The following is a 22,143-nucleotide window of genomic DNA, read 5'->3' on the forward strand; positions in this document are numbered from 1 at the left end:
ACTGGTTTATATGACAGCACTTTGTCATATAATTGTCACAATTTAACTGAACAATATGGGGATTCTTGAATCCTCTATTCCTGCTTGCATGAATTCTAATCAAACTCCCTTAGGTTCAGCACAACAGTCGCCTTCTGATAAGCCGGCCAATGTTCATGTGCCCACACCGAAATTTTTTATGCCGGTGTTTCTGACTCTAATTATCTCCACGCTGATCTATATCGGCTTCCAATTGACTTCAGATTTAGCTCATGTCCCACCGATCGGTCTGTATTCAATGATTCTTTTAGGCACGGCGTTATTCATTGCGCTGGGCTTTGAATTCGTCAACGGTTTCCACGACACGGCCAATGCGGTTGCGACCGTGATTTATACCAATGCATTGTCTGCACCGGTTGCAGTCATGTGGGCAGGTTTTTGTAATTTCCTTGGGGTAATGGTGGCCAGTGGTGCTGTTGCATACGGAATCATTGCATTATTGCCTGTCGAGCTGATTATGAATGTCGGCACAGGTGCCGGTTTCGCTATGGTTTTTGCCATGCTGATTGCCGCGATTCTCTGGAATTTGGGTACCTGGTTCCTTGGCATTCCCGCTTCCAGTTCACATACCCTGATCGGTTCGATTCTGGGGGTAGGTATCATGAACTACCTGTTGAATTCAGGTGGTGGTGCTTCTGGTGTGGATATGGAACAGGTGCTGAAAGTTGGTAAAGCATTGCTGTTTTCACCTTTGATCGGTTTTGCTTTTGCTGGAGTGCTATTCCTGCTGGTGAAAAAGATCTTCAGAAAGCAACTTGAACTGTTTAAGCCACCTGAAGGCAATAAGCCACCACCACCGCTGATTCGTGCCATTCTGATCTTTACCTGTACAGGTGTGAGCTTCGCGCATGGTTCAAATGACGGTCAAAAAGGTATGGGTCTGATCATGCTGATCCTGATCGGTTGTGTACCTTTGGCATATTCATTAAACAAAAATCTGGATGCAGCACATATCCAGTCTTTTGGTCAGTTGTCTGCGCAAACGGCTGATGCGATTTATCCGCAGCATGAAGATATTCCGGACGAAAAAGCACGTGCCATCATCACGACCTACATTCAAACCAAAGAATTGAATGCTGAGGTTGTTCCTGCACTGGCAAGCCTGACAGATCATTTGGGTGATAAAGTCGGTAGCTACAGCAATATTAAAGATGTCCCAGAAACACAAGTTTCAGAATTCCGTAACGACATGTACCTGAGCACCACAGCATTTAAACGTCTGGACAAAGCAGAAGCTTTACCGGCAATGAGCGAGGCTCAGGAAAAAACCGTTGATGAGTATCGAGACAACTTGGATTCATTCCTGCAATACATTCCGACCTGGGTGAAAGTGGCAACAGCCTTGGCATTGGGTTTAGGTACCATGGTGGGTTGGAAACGAATTGTCGTAACTGTCGGTGAGCGGATCGGTAAAGAGCACATGACTTATGGTCAGGGGATGTCTGCCGAACTGGTAGCCATGTCTACGATCGCTGCTGCTGATGGCTTTGGTATGCCAGTATCTACCACTCATGTCCTGAACTCTGCAGTTGCAGGTACCATGGTGGCGAACAAGTCGGGCCTAAACTTTAAAATGGTCAAATCAATTCTGTCTGCCTGGGTATTTACACTGCCAGCAACGATCTGTTTATCAGGTGGTTTGTACTGGATTCTTCTGAAAGTTTTCTAAGAAGATTCGATGTAAAAAACGCTGCTTAGGCAGCGTTTTTTTATGGGTGATTTTTATATTTCCTTGTGGAAGATAGGAGTACTCCTCTTCTGCAAGAGATGAGGGATTTAAATAAAAGATGACCCCTCCCTAACCCTCACTTGCGCTGCGCTTTAAAAGCAGTGCTTTAAAGCTTGCTCAGGAGAGGGAATTTCCATTTGGAAGTTATAGATAAATCACATGATAATCCCTCTCCCTATGGGACGAGTAGCGCCACTGCGCAAGGGGGAATTATTGAAACATCTCTCTAACCCTCACTTGCGCTGTACTTTTAAAGCAATGCTTTAAAGCTTGCTCAGGAGAGGGAATCTTCTTGAAGATCCAAAAGAAGTATTAATTTCACAAAGAAAACACCCTCTCCCTACGGGATGAGTAACATTGCTACGCAAGGGGGTGAGGGTAAAGTAAAAATACTTTTTCACTAACCCATATTTGAGTATTACCTTAAAACTTGCTCTGGAGAGAGATCTATCTATTTAAGAAGAATTACTTCTTCAACTTCTTACCCAATAATCCCTTTGGTAATTTATCCGTTGCAAAACCATACAGCGCAGCAAAAGGCAGAGCAGTACGTGCCAGATAAGCCACACGCCATAAACCGCCATGATTTGCGCCTGACATCATCAACTCAAGTGGATGGTTGAGTTGTATATCAGGATTGGCCACAGATTCAGGATTACGTAGGTCGTGAATCCACAATGCCGCCATAATCGCATTGGTGGTTTCAGGAGCGAATGCTTCTACATCAAATAGGCTGGCACCGTTAAATGCAGCTTTCAGCAGTGGATTCTTGGTCACAGAATAAGTCGTTGTTGAAGGAGCGATATTGATGCTCACTTGCTGCCCGTTAGCACGTGCCAATGTTGCACGCCATTGCTGGATGCGTTTAGCCAGTGCATAGTTCGGACCTTGCTCAATGACCAGACAGTCACAAACACCATAAGACTTATCGCCAACCTTAAACAGATCCTGCTTATTTTTCTGGAAAAAATGCTTGCGTGAAATCAGTGAAATGCCTTTGGTTAAAGTACTTTCCAATTTCGACAACTGCTGGTATTTGCTTTGTGAAGCCTGAACGACTTCTTCTGGAACTGCATATACATCCGTCGGGGTGCACATATACATCAGGCTGGTATTGGCTTTCTGCTTGCTGACATATTTCATAATGGCATCCATCGCCATGGAAACACGTACGTGCTTTTCACCGTCCAGATAAGCAATCGCCGCGAGATCCAGATCCTGTTTGAACTGAATCAGCCATTGGGCAATTTCAGGAATCTGAGTGAGCAGGTTAGCCCCCAGTTTTTCTTTTAAAATGTCCAGTGAAGTATCAGCAGGAAGCGCTTCAACTGATGGTGCATATAAAGTGGCGTTGCCTTGACTTACTGTATCTAAAATCTTGCCCCAGACACGAGTATTCGGCAGGTCAATCGCGACAATATTGGCTTTCCATTTCGACAACCAGGTTAGTGGACCTGCTTCAGAAGCGGCACCAAATAGAACAGTGGTACGATCGGATAGGTCAAACCATTCCGGATGAGCAATACATTCACGTAGCGCATTGGCATGACTTGGCTCGACAATACCACGCTCTTCCCATGATTGGATCTGATCCAGTAATGCTTGTCCTTGCAGTTTTTTGCCATGATAAGGCACATACCATTCTGGGGCTTTTTCAGACTGGCCTTTCAGTTGAAAAGTATTCAGGTTCTGCGCAGGCAAGGACATCACATCTTTTAGTAGATGCTTCTGGCCATCACGGTAAAACTCAAAACTGGCATGTGCAGTTTCTAGACCTTGCTTGGCAATACTTAGTGCTGCACCTGCGGAGCGTAATCCATCTTCAACCAGATGTTTAAAGTGTACTGGATATTGCTTACGCCAGTTCTTTTCCTGCTGTGCTGCAGTAGCATGTACAGGATCAACTGCGCCTAAGGCTTCAGAAATAATATTACGGCCGATTTTCGATGTGCTTGGTTTTTGTTGTGAAGCAGAAATGGGAAATTGAAGACCGTCTAGGGAAGTGGACATGCAAAATATCTCGCAACTTACAGCAATTAATATACAGATGTATACATTATCGCTGCTAAGTTGCTTCCTGGGTTGGCATTAAATTCCAGTCTTGGGTCTTAATTTATTACGAGATGTTTCAAATAAAAAGGAAGCTTGAAGCTTCCTTTTTAGTAATGGGTTAAAAATTAATTCGCTGTACCTTTAATGAGTTCTTCCAGCATGAAAGCGGTATTGTCCAAACCCGCACCAGTGATGTACCAGGCATCAGCATTCACATAGATCACTTTTTTCTCTGCCAAGGCTTTGGCATTTTTTAGGGCAGGGTGTTTCTGAATATTATCCTGAGCGGTATATTTCTGGGTATTCACCGCACCACGATCCAGGACAATGATGTAATCCGGATTCTTCTCAACGGCTGCTGTAATACGCTGAACATTTTTCTCCGCTGCTTTCAATGCTTCCGGAGAGCCGGCTTCTGGACGGGGTGCATTAGACTGTTCAGATGGATCCAAGACTGGTTTAAAACCTGCTAATTCATAAACAAAGCCAAAACGGTCATTTTCTGCATGTGGCATAAAGTTTTCACCAACCGCAAACAACATCAGTGCAGTTTTGTCTTCAGTTTGCTTTTTAAGCTGTTGCTGCAGCGTTGCAATTTTACCGAGCTTTTCAGTAGCAATTTTCTCTTTACCAAATGCACGAGCCAAGACATGGGTACGTTCCGTCAGATCGACAATATATTGGCTAGTATCTGGAGAAAGGTCTAAAGTCGGAGCAATACCTTTAACAGCCTCGGCTTTAGAAGCCGAACGGCCACCGACAATAATCAGGTCGGGTTTAGCAGCTTTTAGTACATTGAGATCCGGTTCAAACAGAGAACCAGCTTTGGTGAATTTGTCCTGCTGGTATTTGCTTAAGTTGCCTGCAAAGCTTGCAGAAGGCACCAGCTGAGCTTCAAGCCCTAGTGTATTCAAGATATCCAGTGCCGAAAGGTCATATACTGCGATCTTTTTCGGGTTTTTTTTGAGTTGAATATTTTGGTCTTTATAGTCGAAAGTGACCTGTGCAGAAACTGTAAAGGAAGTCGTCAGTCCTAATATTGTGGCAAATGCTAAAGTCTTAAATTTCATGTTTATTCCTCTAAATTCGCGACAAGATTAGCATAATTGGTAGAAATGAAAATCATTTTCATATGTGAATGATTAAGGGATATTTGCTATCCCTTAATCATTCAAAACTTTAGAAGGGGATTTGAGTCAATTTATTCAGGAAATGCGGAATAAGTCGTGGCTCCAGAATAATCGTCATCACCACACCATAAGCTGCACCCCAAAGATGGGCACTGTGATTAATATTGCTGTTGCCACGTTTGCCCGACCAAATGCTATACGCTACATATAAAACAGCAAAAATAATCGCAGGTACGGGAATAAAGAACACGAAAATCAGTTTCCATGGCTCAAACAGAATGTAAGCGAACAGAACGGCTGATACTGCACCCGAAGCACCCAGACTGGCCCAGCGTGCATCATTTTTATGTTTCAGATAACTTGGCAGAATCGCTGCAACCAGACCACCGAGATAAAACAGGATAAAGCCCAGATCATATAAATACTGCCGATAAAAACTTTCAATAATGCTGCCGAAAAAGAACAGCGTGATCATATTGAACAGTAAATGCGTGCCATCTGCATGAATAAAACCATGGGTAATGAAACGGTCATATTGACCACGTTGCATGGCAGGCGGCCAGAAAATCAGACGATTCATTACCGTTTCTTTTGAAAAAGCAATAAAAGAAACAATACAGGTGATCAGAATAATAGTGACAGTATGATTAAAAGGTAAATCAAGCATATAAGTAATTCTGGTTCTATCTATTTGACAATGATCATGCCATTAAAACAAATCTAAAGTGCGACTTTTATAATAAATCCGACAATTTTGGTTGATTTTTTATAATTACCCCGCATCTTCAGTTAAAATAGCAGCTTCAGCTTGAGGAAATTATTGTTATGTCGACTGAGAACAGCAACACTCCGGTTGCAGAAGAAATTCCAAATCTTTTGATTACACCGACAGCACAAGAGTATTTAAAGGATCTATTGGACAAACAGAATACACCAGGTATTGGCGTACGTGTGTTTGTAGAAAATCCGGGTACACCGCGCGCTGAATGTTGCATGGCTTATAGTGCACCTGATGAGGTTGTACCTACAGACTATAAGCAGGAATATCCAGATTTTCCGGCCTATATTGACTCTCCGTCAATTCCATACTTGCTAGATGCAGTTATTGACTACAATAAAGACCGTTTTGGTGGTCAGCTGACTTTCCGTGCACCAAACTCTAAAGTGCCACGCGTCGGTCCTGATGCCTCTGTAGAAGAGCGTATTACCTATGTGCTTCAGTCAGAAATTAACCCGGGTCTGGCAGGTCACGGTGGTAACTGTGCACTGGTTGAAGTGGTTGAAGATCCTGAGCATGGCTTAACTGCAGTTCTTAAGTTTGGTGGTGGTTGCCAGGGCTGTTCAGCAATTGATGTGACTTTAAAACAAGGCGTTGAAACAACCTTGAAACAGCATATTCCTGAATTGGCACGTGTGGTTGACCAAACTGACCATACCCAAGCTGAAGGTGCTTATTTCAAATAAGTCTCTAATAAAATTAGCTTGTAAGAAATACCTCGAATGCTCGGGGTATTTTTTTATCTAGATTTAATAATGATAATAATTATCAATACTAATTGTATTTATAGTTACATTTGATACAATGCGTCACAATTCCAGCAATATTTCTTCATAAATCAACTTTTGGGGCACCTTCGAATATGAGTAAGCCGTTTATGAAATCGACTTTGGCCTTTGCAGTGCTTTCAGCATTAGCTGTTTCAGTACAAGCACAAGACCAGGTAACTGAAGAACAAAAAGCAACATTACAGACTGAAACTACTAAATTGCAGACCATTGTGGTAACCACAGCGGGCGGTTTTGAACAAAATATTGCAGATGCACCCGCTTCTATTTCAGTCATTACCGCGGAAGAATTACAAAAAAAATCATATACAGATGTAATTGATGCTGTAAAAAATATGCCAGGCGTCTCTGTGCAAGGTGGCGGCAATAATAAAGAGATTACAATCCGAGGTATGGGTGCAACCTATACGAAATACCTTGTTGATGGCAGACCAATTAGCGCCGGTAGGGCAGTGAATGGTAATGGTACAGACGGTGGGAAAATTGGTGCATATTTACCACCAATTAACATGATTGAACGTATCGAAGTCGTACGTGGTCCAATGTCATCACTTTATGGTTCAGATGCTATGGGTGGTGTAATTAATATTATTACTAAAAAAGCGTCTGCTAGTAATTGGTATGGAAGTATTTCTCCTGAATATACGAAGTCTGATAATGATTATGCAAATGATAGTTATGGCGTCAGCATGTATGTCACAGGCCCATTAATTCAAGATAAATTATCTTTAAGTATAGATGGTAACTTCCAGGGGAATGACGAAAGTGACTTTGTCGGTGGAGAAGGGCAAAAATCTGGTTCAAGTGAGTCTGAGAAGAAAGTGAGAAAGCTCGGTACTGAACTGGTTTGGAATGTCGATGAACATAACGATATTGGTTTGAGATATGATTTTACAGGGCAGCAGTACACTACAACACTGGGTAAAAGTGTGGATGTTGCCACTCAAGCCTCTATCAATGAAAATGAGAAAAATCTATATACCTTAACGCATAAAGCACGTTACGATAATTTTACCCTTGATTCATACTATCAAGATGAAACAACTAAAAAAGTTTATAGTGGTGTCGTTGCTGACGAAAAAAATGAAGAATTAAAAGTCTTTAATACACAAGGCTCATTCTTTTTGGGTAACCATGCATTAACAGTGGGTGGTCAATATCAAAAAGAAAAAATTACTGATACCACAAATGGTCTAGCCGATATTACTGGGGTCACTTCACTCGACCGTTGGTTATTTGCTTTATATGCAGAAAATGAGTGGAGCATTACCGATGATTTCGCTTTAACTGTGGGCGCCCGCTACAATAAAGATGAATACTTTGGTGGTGAAATTACACCGCGTGTCTATGGTGTTTATCATTTAACTGATGCTTTAACTTTGAAAGGTGGTGTAAGTACAGGCTATAAACAACCAACGATTAGCCAAATTTCAGAAGGTTTTGGTAGCAGAACAGGAAAAGGCAGTGCTGTCATCATTGGTAACCCTGATTTGTCTCCAGAAAAAAGTACGAGCTATGAATTCGGATTTAACTATTCGGCTCCTGAACTTGGTTTAACAAGCAGTTTAATGGTCTTTAAATCTGATTTTAAAGATAAAATTGTTGAAGATCGTTTATGTGACACGCCAGGAACAACAAATAGTTCTCCTGTAGAAGAATGGAAATGTTCGGCAAATGGCAAGCCATATCGATTTGTTAGCCAAATGAAAAACGTTTCCGATGCAGAAATGAAAGGTGCTGAATTCACATTAGACTATGATGTACTGGATAATCTTCACGCGAGTACAAGTTATACTTATACAAAAACTGAGCAAAAAAGTGGCGAATTTAAAGGCCAGCCTTTAAATAAAATGCCAAAACATATGCTGAATGTCGGTCTGGATTATGATGTTTCAGATACCTGGACGACCTGGATGGACTATAATTACCGTGGCAAAACCAGTGATTATTTAAGCCGTACTTCTATGGATAATGGGACACCGGGATATGGTACTTTTGATGCCGGTGCAGTCTTTAAAGCGACAGATAACTTAAGGTTGACCGCTGGTATTTATAACATTGCAAATAAAGAAATTACCAATGGCGATTATGACATTGTACTTGATGGTCGTAGATACACCGTGGGTATGAATATCAAATTCTAATTCATAGATATGAAAAAGCCGCTTTTTAGCGGCTTTTTTTAGTCTTCAATCTTTAAAATTTTTAAGGTATTTTCAGTATAATAGAATTTTGCCAGATAGGCACGGGCACGTTCACGCAAATAGCCCTGATGAATCATCTGCTGAATTATCGGTGTCAGCAATTCATTCAATTCATGTTGAATCAATGCTTCATCAATATTTAGATCACGCAATAACTGGTCAAAGGTATGTTCCTGATTGCGTACATACCAGGTATAAATCCCGTCATGCAGTTGCTGCTGCATATATTCTGTCTGGCGCATATGATCCCAGATCTCGTGCCCTAAACTCACCGTCTGGTTCAGATCCTGGGTTTCAATATAGTTCTTGAGTACGGAAAGCGGCATGTCTTTAATCTTATGCCAAAGATTGGCCTGAAAATGGTACAGCTTGTCATCATCAAAGTGCTGGTTCAGGACATGTTCACTCATCTGGCTAAGTTTTAAAATATTTTTTTGCAAATAACGGGCGACCGTGTTGTCCAGACTGGTATCAGTGACATTTTCCAGAACAGATTTTCCCATTTTCATAAAACGGGAAACGCCCGGCACACTCTTGGCTATTACAGAATTGTCCAGATAATCCTGAATTGAATGTTGGATCAGTTGCGTAATCATGGCTGAAAAAGCAGGATTATTCACCACCGCTTTGATCAGGCGCTGACGATGACCACTTTTGCTGGCCACATATTGTGCAATTTTATCTATGGTCAGTACCGGAATGACATCTGCAATTTTGGTTGTATCATTGGCTGGATGAACCAATGCGAACCGGATATGTTCGGCAATCTGCTCAATCAGAAAAGAACTGGCAGCAGTATCCAGAATCTGCTTTTGTAGTAGCTGATTGATCAGTTCACAGCTCCACAGATCTTTAAGCGACTGCTTGCGCAACCAGAGATAAAACTCATGAAACTCGCTTTGAATGGTTTCAGATTGAGAAAATACCTGATCAAGAAAATCAAGTTGAGCATCAATCAACTGCTCAATCATCGGGTGTTTCTGCATAACTTCTCTGAAACTTAATTGAAAGGAATGAGTTTATCAGCTAGTGGATTTTTTAGGGTCTGTGTCTTGGCCAGGAAAGGCAAATAATGTTGGGCAACCTGTTTTTCTGCTTCCAGAATCGGCATATGACCAACATTATTTAAAATCACCGGAGTTTCAGCACGTTTCAATAAAGAATATAGCTCTTTCACCACTTCGACATTAATAATTCGATCCTGTTTTCCCCATAAAATTAAAGTCGGGGCTTCCACTGTACGGGTCAGACGGGCAAAGGTATCAGGCGTATACAGCCGGTTGAGCATTACCACCTGATCAATCGATTTGCTGGTTTGTTCCGAACGGGCAATCAACAGTTTTTCCTGCGCATGTCTTAACTGGTAAGGCATCGCTGGTGGATTCTGCATCAGCTGTTTGGAGACATCTTCCAGATCGCCCGGTTTACTGACAATCAGATCTTTGAGCGCATGTGGGTCTTTGGTATAAGGCGTATTGCCCATTTTATAGATGCCGGCACTATTTACTAGAAACAGGCTTTGGGTATCGAAAGGGTATTGGGATGCATAAACTGTCGCAATTGAGCCGCCCAAAGAATGACCGGCCACATGCAGATTCTTTTCAATCTTCAGGGTTTCGACAAAAGCACGTAATTGCGAAGTGACATTGGGTACAGACAAGTCAAAATCTGCTGGAATCCGGGTATCGCCATTGCTCGGCAAATCCGGAATGATGACATGATAATACGGAGTCAAAAACTGGGCGACACGATTCCAATTGTCGCGTGTGCCTGCTAGGCCATGAATCAGGATAATCGAGGGTTTGTTTTTTGCACCGCCTTCGCTATAACTCCAAGTCACATCCCCGACTTTCAAGGTTTTGGATTGTAGACCCGCCTGGATGCGTTGCTGGCTCAGGTAAAGCTGTAAAACTTCGGCAGATTTGGCTTTCGGTGGCGTAAACAGATATTGGCTATGGCTCAGGCTAGATAGGCTAAGACCCAGAGCGACTAAAGTGGAATAGATAATTTTTGAGCGCAATTTTATTATTTTCTTCATTAGCACTGTCCCCTGAAAAAACTGAGCAAAAACGCTCAAAATACTTCCGTGTTATCGATTTGCAATTTATAGATGAATCAAATCGTAATCTTTCACTTATTTTAAAGCATTCCTTAATATTGTACATCTGTTAATTATTAGCTTGAGCAGAAAAACTGCTCAAAAAACGTGATGAATTTCACAGAAAAATTCCCAGAACAAGAAATCATCAAAGCGCTAAAAATTTTACAGCTAATTTTTTTTGCAAGTGACATTCAAAAAATCTAGCAGTAAGATATTCCCACTAAAAACATCGATGGTAAAAAAGAATGCTCACAGCTCAGGAAGCTATAGATCGTCTTAAAAAGGGTAACCAGCGCTTTGTCAATGGTGAAACGCAGCATTTAAAATTATTATCGCATCAGCAACGTGCTGAAATGGCAGAAAGTCAGGAACCATTTGCTATTGTTTTAGGATGTTCAGATTCACGTGTACCTGCAGAAATGGTCTTTGACCAGGGTCTGGGTGATCTGTTTGTCATTCGGGTAGCAGGTAATATTGTTGCACCGTCTCAGGTCGGCAGTGTCGAGTTCGCAGCAGAAAGCTTTGGCTGTCCGATTGTGATTGTCTTGGGTCATACGCATTGTGGCGCTATTCATTCAACAATTGAAGCATTAACCAATCCGGCAACACCGCCATCTGCAAATCTAATGTCAATCGTGAACCGTGTACGTCCATCAGTTGAAATTCTAATGCAGACTGAACTGAAAGATGACCTGAATAAACTATCTAAACATGCAGTCCGTTCCAATGTATTTGCTTCAGTAAATCAATTACGTCATGGTTCTGCAGTTCTAGAAAGCCTGATTGCTAAAGGTAAGTTACAGGTGATTGGTGCAGAATATTCACTTGAAACCGGTGAAGTAACTTTCTTTGACTTCTAAGAAAATTTTAAGATTTAATTCAGTTAAAGGCGCCTTAGAGGGCGCCTTTAATATAAGGATAAGCATTATTTAATAAAATAGTCTGGGCTTTGGTGTTGGGATGAATCTGATCCTGTTGCATCAGACTTTTATTACCAGCGACGCCTTGCATAAAAAAGGGTAGTAGTTTGACCTTATACTGCTGACTGACCACCTTATAGTTATTTTCAAAAGCCTTACTATATGCCTGGCCATAATTTGGTGGCATTTTCATTCCAAAAACAACCACATTCGCCTTGGCTTTCTGACTTTGTTGTACCAGAGCTGCTAAATTTTTTTGAATCATTTGGGGTGGCTGTCCACGCAGGCCATCATTCCCGCCAAGCTCAATCACCACAATATCTGGACGGTGAGTCTGTAGCAGTTTCGGCAGCCTTGCCAAGGCACCGCTAGTGGTTTCACCGCTCACACTTGCATTGACCACTTTATGCTGTTTCGGATAGTGTTGGTCCAAACGCTTTTGTAATAAATGTACCCAACCTTGCTGTGGTTGCATGCCATAACCAGCACTTATACTGTCACCCACAATCATAATGGTCTTTGCCGACAGACTAAAAGGAATCAGGCATAGTCCAAAGAATACCAGGCAAGGCAATACACGATTTTTCTGATTTAGATCTTTCATATAGGACACGTATGATTCAAAGCAGCAACGATTCGACCATCATGCCACAAGCGATTATTTCTGCCCAGAAATTGACACAAAAGATACAACTTTCACAAAAACAACTGACTATTTTTGAAGATCTTTCGCTGGAAATTTTGACTGGAGAACAGGTCGCCATTACCGGGCGTTCCGGTTCAGGAAAGTCGACTTTATTGGGCATTTTGGCCACTTTGGATCAGGCCAGTTCCGGGCAGTTAACGGTTTGTGGGGAGCTGGTATCGAGCTTGAATGAAGAGCAACGTGCTTTAGTCCGGCTAAAAAATATTGGCTTTGTATTTCAGTCTTTCCAGCTTTTGCCTCATCTTACGGCACTTGAAAATGTCATGCTGCCTTTACGTTTACAGCCAGATTTTAAATATAGCCATGCCGAACAAAAGGCGCTGGCATTGCTACAAAAAGTCGGATTAGAGCGTCAGGCTCAGCAAACACCAAAAGTACTGTCGGGTGGGGAGCAGCAACGTGTCGCCATTGCCCGCGCATTGGTCAGTGAACCCAAAATCATTTTTGCTGATGAACCGACAGGTAATCTGGATGGGGAAACCGCTCAGGAAATTGAACAGCTGCTCTTTCAGTTAAATCGCGAATTAGGCACCACGCTGGTTCTGGTTACCCATGATCCTGATCTGGCCCGACAATGCCAGCGTCATTTTGAACTGGTCAATGGTCAGCTGATTGAACATGCGAGTGGAGGCTGATATGCAGCATCTGTTTCGTCCTTTACTCAGACAAAGTTTTAATACGACAGGGATTTATCTGTTGATTATTGCTTTGACCTTAGCCATTAGCGCCACAACGGCGCTCAAGTTCAGTAATGAACAGATTCAGAACGCCGTTGCTTTACAGGCAGCTGAAATGCTGGCGGGAGATTTGGTACTTTCTGATAATGAGCCGCTAGCTCAGGAATGGCGTGATCAGGCCAGGCAGCTCGATTTACAGCAATCTGAAGTCACATTTTTCAGTACGATGGCTTATACCAATGATCAGTTTGTCATGGTCAATGTTAAGGCTATTGATCAGGCTTTTCCTTTACGAGGAGAGCTACGGGTTCAGCCTGCAGCAGATAAAATCCAAGCGGGGGAAATCTGGCTGAGTTCACGGGCCATGGATCTGCTCAAGGTCAAACTGGGTGATGAACTGAATATCGCCGATGCCAAATTTAAGGTTACTGCAAAAATTGAGCAGGATTCTAATCAGGAGCTGGGTTTTTCTGGCTTTTCGCCGACTGTGATTATTGCTCAGTCAGAAGTGGCGCGCACCAATGCGATTCAGGTCGGTAGCCGGATTGATTACCGCTTACTAATGGCGGGTCATCCAGCCGATACCCGGCAATATGAAACCTGGTTCAAGCAGAAGATAAAATCTGAAAATGGGACTTCAGATGAAGCAGATGCTGAGGTTGAGGGACAAGAACTGGAACAGCAGGGCAGTCTACGCTTGCGTAATGCCAGCGAAGGCAATACCCGTTTAATGAAACCAATTGCCAATCTGGATACTTTTCTGCAACTGGCGAATATTCTCACCATTTTATTATGCGGGATTGCCATTGCTTTAACCGCACAACGTTATGTACAGCAGAACCAGGATCATATTGCCCTGATGCGTTGTATTGGCGCGACCAAAAATCAGATTCTGGCCGCTTATCTGGCTTTGCTGGGTTTAGTGCTTTTAATCGCCATGTTGATTGGTAGCGTGATAGGTGTTGCATTGGGTTATGGCTTGCTGCAGCTCATGCTACAGCTGATTCCAAACTTGCAGCTTGAGTTCTCTGCTACGGCGATGCTGCTGGGGCCCTTGCCAATTGCCATGCTGACCAGTGCAGTGGTGTTACTGGGCTTTGTCATGCCCAGTCTGTTTCAACTCTTAAATACTCCTCCGATTCGGGTCATTCGTCAGCAGGAAAAATCCGTCCATTCGATGTTGTGGATGTTACTGACCGGAACCTTAAGTCTGATTATTTTCAGTGTGATTTTAACGGAAAATATCGTGCTGACAGCTTGGGTGATTGGGGCCATTATTCTGCTTTGTGCTGTTCTGTATTTTACGGTCTGGAGTATTTTAAAACTGCTGCGTAATCTGAAATTCAATCTGTCTGCCTATGTACGGACACCGTATCAGACCGCTTTACAGATTACTGCCTTAGCTTTAGGACTCAGTTTGATTAGTGTGCTGGCTGTACTGCGTACAGATTTACTTGATCGATGGCAGCAACAGTTGCCGGAAGGGACACCCAACCAGTTTGTTTATGGTCTGCCGCCTTTTGATATGCCTGACTTAAAAGCTCAGTTAGAACAGAATGGCTGGAAAAGCACGCCGCTTTATCCCAATATTCGCGGGCGTCTGGTAGCGAAAAATGATCATCCTTTTGCTGCTGAACTGGTCAAAAAGAGTAATACCTTAAGACGTGAACTGAATCTGACCCAGTCGGATCGCTATCCTCAGGATAATGTGATTGTTCAGGGGGAGGCAGGATTGAAACAGCCGGGTGAGGTTTCGGTCGAAGCCAATACTGCACAAGAGCTGGGCATCAAACTGGGAGATAAGCTCAACTTTAGCCTGCCTGAAGGCATACTCGAAGCCAAAGTGGTGAATCTCAGAACGGTAGAGTGGGAGAGTTTTAGTCCAAACTTCTTCTTTATCTTTGCACCAAATACTATGGATGCCAATGCGGGCAGTTATCTGGGCAGCTTCTATGTACCGGAAACAGACAAAGATAAACTGGTGAATCTGGTTCAGCGTTTTTCGAATACGGTATTTATTGATGTCAGCCTGATTCTGGAAGAAATCAAACGAATTGTGAATGTGCTGGTACAGATCATTACCATTCTGGCTGTGCTGGTCAGTGTATCCGGTTTTCTGGTACTGATGGCCTGTCTAAACCTGCTCATGGATGAACGTAAACGTGAAGTGGCTTTGCTCCGGTCTTTTGGTAGTTCCAAACAGAAGCTGAAAACCATGATGAGTCTGGAAATCGGTTTTATCGGACTATTCGCCGGTATTGTTTCATGTCTGTTTGCAGAAGTGATCAGCGCCATTGCCAGCTATAAGATGGATCTGATCATCCAGCCTCATTGGGAAATCTGGATTATCCTGCCTGTGTTTATGACTGTATTATGTACCCTGATCGGGCGTTATCGTCTGAGTTATCTTTCCGAAATTCCACCTTTACAAAGCCTGCGTGAGATGAATCAATAAGATTCATTTCGCAGGTTGATCGGCCAACTGCTGTTGTAGCATTTGTAAAATCTCTTGCCAGAGTGGGCGGATCGGTTCAAGCAAAGCCAGATTATATTGATACAGCACGATACAGGCAGCGACGCCGAGCAGTAAGGCAACCAGACTGACCAAACGGCCACGCTGCATTTTCTGACCAAGATACCAGAGCGCTGTTAGTCCGGCCCCCATGATCATGCCGCCAATATGTGCGGCATTGTTAATTCCGCTGATCATAAAGCCCATCGCCAGGTTAAGGCCCATGATCATTACGAGCGTTTTTTTATCCAGAATAAAAGGCTGACGGGGCAACATTGGCAGTAAAGATAGAACAGTCAGGGAGGCACCGAGACCCATGACTGCACCCGAAGCACCCGCACTAACACCCGGCAATAAGCCAGGATTGGCTACACCGCCTTCGATTAAGGCATAACTGTCCTGGATACTCATATAGCCACTGAGCAAACTACCCATCAGGCCGGCACAAATATAAAGACCTGTAAAATAGATCCGGCCAAAAATTTGTTCAGCGACACTACCAAAAATATACAGTGCCCACATATTCAACATCAGGTGAATTAAGCCAAAATGAAAAAACATGCTACTAAACAGGCGTATGGGTTCCGCTAAATACGTTAAAGGTGCATAATCTGCTCCCCAGCGAATGGCATCTGGAGAACTTGGCTGTGTGATGTCCATTCCATTCAGAACCTGCCAGCCAAACAGGCCGACATTGATACAGATCAGGAGTGCGGTCATCCACCAGAGCTGCATTTCCAGTTTGCGATGTGTTGTTGGGGGAGAATATTCAGGCATGCTATTTTTTTGCTGTGATTGTATATTTCGAATAAGCTTAACACGAAAAATTGAATTTTCAGGAGTAACGCACTGACATGAAAGCCTTTCTGACTCGCACCCTTCTCGTGATTGTCAGTGTGATTCTACTTGTTCAACTGTGGATTTTTGCAAGTTTAGCCTGGTGGCGAACCAATCCGGTGAATACCACCATGATGATGCGGATCGATTATTGGACTGAACCCTCCAAGCCCATTCAACATCAGTGGCGCCCTTATGATGAAATCAGTACCAATCTCAAGCAGGCGGTAGTGACGGCAGAAGATGGAAAATTCATGCACCATCATGGCTTTGACTGGGATGGTATTCAGACTGCACTCAGCCGTAACAAGAATGAAGGCCGTGTTGTGGCAGGAGGGTCAACCATTTCCCAGCAGCTGGCTAAAAACCTGTTCCTCGTCAACAAGCGTTCATTCCTGCGTAAAGGTCAGGAAGCTGTCGCGACCTGGATGATGGAACGCATGTGGTCTAAAGAGCGTATTCTGGAAGTGTATTTAAATTCGATTGAGTTTGGAGACAATATCTATGGAGCAGAAGCGGCAGCCAAACATTATTTTGGTAAGACTGCAGAGCGCCTGACTCGTGATCAGGCCATCTTCCTGGCAGCGATTCTCACCAATCCAAAATATTTTGAAGATCATCGTAATGCATCAGCCCTAAAAGCACGTAAACGTATGATTCAGCGTTATATGCGCTATGCTGAAATCCCTTAAATAAAAATATCAAGATAAAGCCCAAATATTTGGGCTTTTTTTATGAAAATGTCATTAATTTGAAGCATACTAAAAGCAATAAGCAAGACTTGAAAATAGCGTAGGTTTGATATGAATACGGCAGCCAGTACGACTTCGGCACCAACCGAATATACTTATAATGATCGTTACATTAATCGTGAACTGTCTATTCTGGATTTCCATTTGCGAGTGCTGGAACAGGCGGTTGATCCTCTGCATCCTTTGCTGGAACGCATGAATTTTCTACTGATCTTTTCACGTAATTTAGATGAGTTTTTTGAAATTCGTGTGGCTGGCGTCATGGAACAACTGGATTTGGGCAATGAAAGCCGCAGTCCAGATGGTTTGACGCCAAAACAAGTATTAGAGCAGATTGCCGAAACTGCACATGCCGCCATTGAACGTCAGTACCGTATTTTAAATGAAGAGATTTTGCCTAAACTGCGTGAGGAAGATATCTGCTTCTTGCGCCGTGGAGAGCTAACACCGGCACAATCGGCCTGGGTGAAAAAATATTTTCAGGAACAGGTTGCTCCAGTTCTTACGCCTATTAGCCTTGATCCGGCACATCCATTCCCACGTCTGGTGAATAAATCCCTGAATTTTATTGTGACGCTCGAAGGGAAAGATGCCTTTGGCCGTCAGATTGATCTTGCGGTTGTTCCTGCGCCACGTTCATTGCCACGTGTTGTGCGTTTACCGGATGAACTGACTGATGGTAAAGAACATCATGTGATGTTATCCGCCATCATTCATGAACATGTGTCTGACCTGTTCCCGGGCATGACCGCGACTGGCTGCTATCAGTTCCGTGTTACCCGGAATGCCGATCTGGCCTTAAATGAAGATGTTGAAGACCTGGCCAAAGCCTTAAAAGGCGAGCTAAGTTCGCGCCGTTTTGGTCGTGCAGTCCGTCTGGAAGTGACTGAAAATTGTCCGCAGCATATTTATGAATATCTGCTGGAAGAATTTGATCTGGATGAAGAACAGCTCTATAAAGTGGCAGGACCGGTTAATCTGGCGCGGTTACTGTCCAACTTCAAACGTCCACATCTACGTTATGATTCACATACGCCAATTCTGCCTAAAGTACTGAAGAAATCTGAAAATGTTTTCAGTGCCATGCAGAAGCAGGATATTTTGCTACATCATCCATTTGAATCTTTTGCACCAGTGATTACGCTGTTACGTGAAGCAGCACGTGACCCTCAGGTACTGGCAATCAAGCAGACATTGTATCGTAGTGGTCCAGATTCCGAGATCGTGCAGGTGCTGGCAGAGGCGGCCCGTAATGGTAAGGAAGTTACTGCGGTCATTGAGCTGCGTGCTCGTTTTGATGAGGAATCCAATATTGCAGTTGCTAATGTATTGCAAGAGGCGGGGGCTGTCGTGGTCTATGGCATTGTCGGCTATAAAACTCATGCCAAAATGATTCTGGTGGTACGCCGAGAAAATAACAAGCTGGTGCGTTATGTACATCTGGGAACCGGGAACTATCATGCCGGCAATGCGCGAATTTATACCGACTATGGTCTCTTAACCACGGACAAAGATCTATGTGAAGATGTGCATCGTATCTTCCAGGAATTGACTGGAATGGGGAAAATGGCCAAGCTGAAAAAGCTGCTCCATGCGCCATTTACCTTGCATGCCCAGCTCATCAACTATATTGATAATGAAATTGCCAATGCTAAAGCGGGCAAGAAAGCCCAGATTATCGTGAAGGTCAATGCTTTAACTGAACTGCAACTGATCAACAAACTTTATGAAGCTTCTCAAGCAGGTGTACAGATTGATCTGATTATCCGCTCGATTTGTTGTCTACGTCCAGGCTTGCCGGGACTTTCAGAGAATATTCGGGTACGTTCAATCGTCGGCCGTTTCCTGGAACATACGCGCGTATTTTATTTTAGTAATAATGGTAATTCCCGCATTTATTGCTCAAGCGCAGACTGGATGGATCGCAACCTGTTTAATCGTGTAGAAGCCTGTTTCCCGATCGAAGATGAAGTATTAAAGAAACGTATTTACCAGCAAGGTTTATTAAATTACCTGAAAGACAATCAACAGGCCTGGTTGTTACAGGGAGATGGAACCTGGGTGCGTGCTCAAGTCGCTGAAGGTGAACAACCGCATAATGCACAGCGTACCTTGTTAGAAACCTTTAAATAACTCTATGCAAACTAAAAAGGCTGATAATTCAGCCTTTTTTATATTTTGTTAATTTTGAGAATGGATAAATGGATTCGCGAGTTTTTGATAGATTTTGCGAATAGCAGCATAAATCTGGTAATCGTGCAGACTTAATCTGTTTTGAATTTCGGCCAAAGTCAGGTCTTGGCTGAAATACTTTAAAATCTGTACTTCAGTCTGATTTAAAAAATGTATTTTTGTTTCCTGACTCACTAAATAACGGGCTAATTCAGGATGTAGGTAGGCACCACCTCGTAGGATGATTTTCAGGCCTGCTACTACTTTTGAAACAGGATGCGATGCAATCAGATATCGATCCACGCCAGATGACAAGAGTAAATTAATCATTTCAGCTGAATCATCAGCTAAAACTGCAATCAGATGAGGAATCTGGATTCGTGCTTGAATTACATTAAAATTCTTAAGCTGTACTTTCTCATGAATCTCATATAACACGAGATTGGGAAGATACTGTTCAATATGGGATTGAGCAGACAGATGATCGGTATAGGACAGCATATCCGGTTGATAACCGAGCTGTAGCAATGCAAGATCAAGATTGGAAGAGAGCGGGGGTGGATAAGGTTGCACCAATAATACGGGTGCAGGCAAAAATGAGGCCAAAGAAATCTTATCCTGAGAGTAATTAATATACAGATGTATTTTGGCTTAAATTATTATCAATGCCAATCCCCAGAAATAGGGATTTAATTTTTATATATTATAAATAGTTAAAGTTTAAAAATTGGTTTTGAATCATTTTAATTGACTGAATTTATAAAAATTAAATTTATCAGAAGACGTAGGCAATAAAAAAGGAGCAATCTAAGTGCTCCTTTTTTCTTAGGGCTTAATTAAGTTGCATCATGGGCAGTAATTTTTTGCAAAATTTGTAATAACACATCAAATTCGCTTTGTAACGGTGTGCTCTTACGAGTGACCAGCGCCAGAGTACGGCTTGGTGCAGCATTGATTGGATTGATGCGCAGATCCGGATTGGCTTTGATCATATTGGTATGCAGCGCGATTTCAGGCAACAAGGTAAAACCAAGATCAGCAGACACCATTTCGATCAACGTCGGTAATGAACTTGCTTTCAGGCGATGATCATTTTTACGCTCACCAATCGGGCAGGCACTCAATGCATGATCACGCAAGCAATGGCCTTCTTCAAGCAGCATCAGGCGAGACAGATCCAGATCTTCCAGAGACTTGGCTTGAGCCGCATTCTGGTCAGATTTGTGATGTACCAGATACAGATTCTCTTTGGCAATTTCAGCAACTTTCAGGCTACGGGTATCGAAAGGCAGCGCTAGCACCACCATATCCAGATTACCATGCTCCAGTTTCTCTACAATTTTCTCACTTTGAGCTTCATGTAAATGTAGCTGAATTTTCGGTAGCTGCTGATGCACTTCATCCAGAAATTGCGACAGGATGAAAGGGGCAATGGTTGGAATAACGCCAAGATGCAGATCACCGGTTAATGGTTCACTCATTTCACGACTTAAACGCATTAAGTCCTGAGCATCAGCCAGTAGAACACGGGCACGTGCAACCACTTGTTCACCAAGCGGCGTTAAACGTACATTCTGGCGATCGCGTTCAACAAGAACGCCACCGAGTAAACGCTCCAGCTCCATAATACCGCCAGACAAAGTTGACTGGGTAACAAATGAGCGGCGAGCAGCTTCTGTAAAATGCAGCGTCTCAGACAGTGTTACGAGGTATGACAGCTGTCTTAGGGATGGTAATGCAGCCATAGTGTCCTAATGTTTATGATTTAAAATGATCAGCAAATAATTCGCTAAGATATGGAATAAAATGCGGAGGGATATCATGCCCCATTCCATCAATTAATTCAAATTTAGCCCCTGAAATTGCTTTTGCAACAGCCTTACCATGACTAGGAGGCAGCAATCTGTCACGAGCACCATGAACCACCAGGGTCTCTTGTTGGATTTGCTTGTCCAGTTGCAGCAATGAACCCGTACATAATATTGCTAAAAACTGTTGAAGTACACCCGCTGGATGGTAACTTCGCTTATATAACTTACGGGCGGTCTGAATCGCTTCCAGATGATTCACATAACCCGGCGAGCCAATAATATTAAACAGCTTCAAGCTATGATCGACAATGCCATCTTCATCTGTGGAAGCGGGTTTGTCAATTAAACTAAAGAGTTGCTTTGGAAAAGGCGGAGGTAACAGTGGCTGGTTATTACTGGTAAACAGTAAACCCATTTTTTTAACTTTGTCAGGATAACGTGCGGCCAGAATCTGGGCAATCATGCCGCCCATAGAGGCACCGAGCACATAGACCTGACCCAGTCCCATTTTTTCAATCAGAAGATGTACATCATCTGCCATATCGTACAGCGTATAAGGCGCGCCCTGATTGCCTAAACCCAGTACAAAACGGCTCATCATTTTTAAAGTGTTTAAGCGAGGCCCTTTATGGTGAATTTTGGAAGATAAACCAATATCCCGGTTGTCAAAACGCACCAGATGATAGCCCTGATCAATGAGGGATTTACAGAAGAAGTCCGGCCAGTACAGCATCTGTGCCCCAAGTCCCATAATCAGCAGAATGGTCGGGTGTTCAGGATTTCCTCCGACTTCCACGTGCAATTCGATGCCATTGCCAAGATCGGCCTTGGTTTCACGCATGAAAGCGGTATACGGAGAATGATTGAACTGCAGGGCACTATGCATGATGTATTTCCTGATTAAAGGACATTTCGCTTAAAAAATGTCCTTTGTA

At 43.0% G+C, this 22,143-nt stretch carries 18 protein-coding genes; 8 read left to right on the forward strand and 10 right to left on the reverse strand.

Annotated elements, in window-relative coordinates:
• The first annotated feature begins 88 nt into the window (after positions 1-88).
• The gene (locus FTV34_RS12085; RefSeq protein ID WP_180070333.1) at positions 89-1,708 is read left to right on the forward strand and encodes an inorganic phosphate transporter; all 1,620 of its coding nucleotides are present in this window, start codon (positions 89-91) and stop codon (positions 1,706-1,708) included.
• A 525-nt stretch (positions 1,709-2,233) separates the two neighbouring features.
• On the opposite strand, the gene FTV34_RS12090 is transcribed toward FTV34_RS12085, so the two are convergent.
• The 3 genes from FTV34_RS12090 to FTV34_RS12100 all read right to left on the reverse strand — a co-directional run bounded on the left by FTV34_RS12090 (position 2,234) and on the right by FTV34_RS12100 (position 5,617).
• Positions 2,234-3,778, reverse strand: coding sequence for a hypothetical protein (locus tag FTV34_RS12090; RefSeq protein WP_180070335.1), 1,545 nt, complete (start codon positions 3,776-3,778; stop codon positions 2,234-2,236).
• A gap of 167 nt (positions 3,779-3,945) precedes the next feature.
• A complete protein-coding gene (locus FTV34_RS12095) occupies positions 3,946-4,890 on the reverse strand; it encodes an ABC transporter substrate-binding protein (protein WP_180070337.1) in 945 nt (314 codons plus the stop codon).
• Between the two features lie 109 nt (positions 4,891-4,999).
• On the reverse strand, positions 5,000-5,617 hold the full coding sequence (locus tag FTV34_RS12100) for a rhomboid family intramembrane serine protease (protein WP_004783040.1): 618 nt from the start codon (positions 5,615-5,617) through the stop codon (positions 5,000-5,002).
• A gap of 158 nt (positions 5,618-5,775) precedes the next feature.
• On the opposite strand from FTV34_RS12100, the gene nfuA reads away from it, so the two are divergent.
• The gene (gene nfuA / locus FTV34_RS12105; protein ID WP_004783039.1) at positions 5,776-6,414 is read left to right on the forward strand and encodes a Fe-S biogenesis protein NfuA; all 639 of its coding nucleotides are present in this window, start codon (positions 5,776-5,778) and stop codon (positions 6,412-6,414) included.
• A gap of 176 nt (positions 6,415-6,590) precedes the next feature.
• The gene (locus FTV34_RS12110) at positions 6,591-8,660 is read left to right on the forward strand and encodes a TonB-dependent receptor (protein WP_180070339.1); all 2,070 of its coding nucleotides are present in this window, start codon (positions 6,591-6,593) and stop codon (positions 8,658-8,660) included.
• 38 nt (positions 8,661-8,698) lie between these two features.
• On the opposite strand, the gene FTV34_RS12115 is transcribed toward FTV34_RS12110, so the two are convergent.
• Positions 8,699-9,706 carry a hypothetical protein gene (locus FTV34_RS12115; RefSeq protein WP_180070340.1) on the reverse strand — a complete coding sequence of 336 codons (1,008 nt, stop codon included), beginning with the start codon at positions 9,704-9,706 and terminating at the stop codon, positions 8,699-8,701.
• 14 nt (positions 9,707-9,720) lie between these two features.
• The gene (locus FTV34_RS12120; RefSeq protein ID WP_180033964.1) at positions 9,721-10,758 is read right to left on the reverse strand and encodes an alpha/beta fold hydrolase; all 1,038 of its coding nucleotides are present in this window, start codon (positions 10,756-10,758) and stop codon (positions 9,721-9,723) included.
• A 308-nt stretch (positions 10,759-11,066) separates the two neighbouring features.
• On the opposite strand from FTV34_RS12120, the gene FTV34_RS12125 reads away from it, so the two are divergent.
• On the forward strand, positions 11,067-11,681 hold the full coding sequence (locus FTV34_RS12125; protein ID WP_004783034.1) for a carbonic anhydrase: 615 nt from the start codon (positions 11,067-11,069) through the stop codon (positions 11,679-11,681).
• Between the two features lie 34 nt (positions 11,682-11,715).
• Here FTV34_RS12125 and FTV34_RS12130 read toward each other — a convergent pair whose 3' ends face one another.
• Positions 11,716-12,345: an arylesterase gene (locus FTV34_RS12130; protein ID WP_179992124.1), complete on the reverse strand. Its 630-nt coding sequence runs from the start codon at positions 12,343-12,345 to the stop codon at positions 11,716-11,718.
• 11 nt (positions 12,346-12,356) lie between these two features.
• On the opposite strand from FTV34_RS12130, the gene FTV34_RS12135 reads away from it, so the two are divergent.
• Both FTV34_RS12135 and FTV34_RS12140 read left to right on the forward strand, forming a co-directional pair.
• Positions 12,357-13,082 (forward strand): ABC transporter ATP-binding protein, encoded by a 726-nt coding sequence (locus FTV34_RS12135; RefSeq protein WP_180070342.1) that lies wholly within the window; start codon positions 12,357-12,359, stop codon positions 13,080-13,082.
• A 1-nt stretch (position 13,083) separates the two neighbouring features.
• The gene (locus tag FTV34_RS12140) at positions 13,084-15,579 is read left to right on the forward strand and encodes an ABC transporter permease (RefSeq protein WP_180070344.1); all 2,496 of its coding nucleotides are present in this window, start codon (positions 13,084-13,086) and stop codon (positions 15,577-15,579) included.
• A gap of 3 nt (positions 15,580-15,582) precedes the next feature.
• On the opposite strand, the gene FTV34_RS12145 is transcribed toward FTV34_RS12140, so the two are convergent.
• Positions 15,583-16,413 carry a rhomboid family intramembrane serine protease gene (locus FTV34_RS12145; protein WP_180053149.1) on the reverse strand — a complete coding sequence of 277 codons (831 nt, stop codon included), beginning with the start codon at positions 16,411-16,413 and terminating at the stop codon, positions 15,583-15,585.
• A 77-nt stretch (positions 16,414-16,490) separates the two neighbouring features.
• On the opposite strand from FTV34_RS12145, the gene mtgA reads away from it, so the two are divergent.
• Together mtgA and ppk1 are read left to right on the forward strand one after the other, a co-directional pair.
• The gene (gene mtgA, locus FTV34_RS12150) at positions 16,491-17,165 is read left to right on the forward strand and encodes a monofunctional biosynthetic peptidoglycan transglycosylase (RefSeq protein ID WP_180016784.1); all 675 of its coding nucleotides are present in this window, start codon (positions 16,491-16,493) and stop codon (positions 17,163-17,165) included.
• Between the two features lie 111 nt (positions 17,166-17,276).
• Positions 17,277-19,358: a polyphosphate kinase 1 gene (gene ppk1 / locus FTV34_RS12155; protein WP_125279201.1), complete on the forward strand. Its 2,082-nt coding sequence runs from the start codon at positions 17,277-17,279 to the stop codon at positions 19,356-19,358.
• A gap of 48 nt (positions 19,359-19,406) precedes the next feature.
• Here ppk1 and FTV34_RS12160 read toward each other — a convergent pair whose 3' ends face one another.
• The 3 genes from FTV34_RS12160 to estB all read right to left on the reverse strand — a co-directional run bounded on the left by FTV34_RS12160 (position 19,407) and on the right by estB (position 22,094).
• Positions 19,407-20,003, reverse strand: a complete 597-nt coding sequence (locus tag FTV34_RS12160) for a response regulator transcription factor (protein WP_180070346.1) — start codon at positions 20,001-20,003, stop codon at positions 19,407-19,409.
• 230 nt (positions 20,004-20,233) lie between these two features.
• The gene (gene oxyR, locus FTV34_RS12165) at positions 20,234-21,142 is read right to left on the reverse strand and encodes a LysR family transcriptional regulator OxyR (protein WP_180010752.1); all 909 of its coding nucleotides are present in this window, start codon (positions 21,140-21,142) and stop codon (positions 20,234-20,236) included.
• Positions 21,143-21,155: 13 nt separating this feature from the next.
• Positions 21,156-22,094 carry an esterase EstB gene (gene estB, locus FTV34_RS12170; RefSeq protein ID WP_218945715.1) on the reverse strand — a complete coding sequence of 313 codons (939 nt, stop codon included), beginning with the start codon at positions 22,092-22,094 and terminating at the stop codon, positions 21,156-21,158.
• Between the last annotated feature and the right edge of the window lie 49 nt (positions 22,095-22,143).

The organism is Acinetobacter sp. YH16038 (assembly GCF_013417275.1).
Lineage (GTDB): Bacteria > Pseudomonadota > Gammaproteobacteria > Pseudomonadales > Moraxellaceae > Acinetobacter.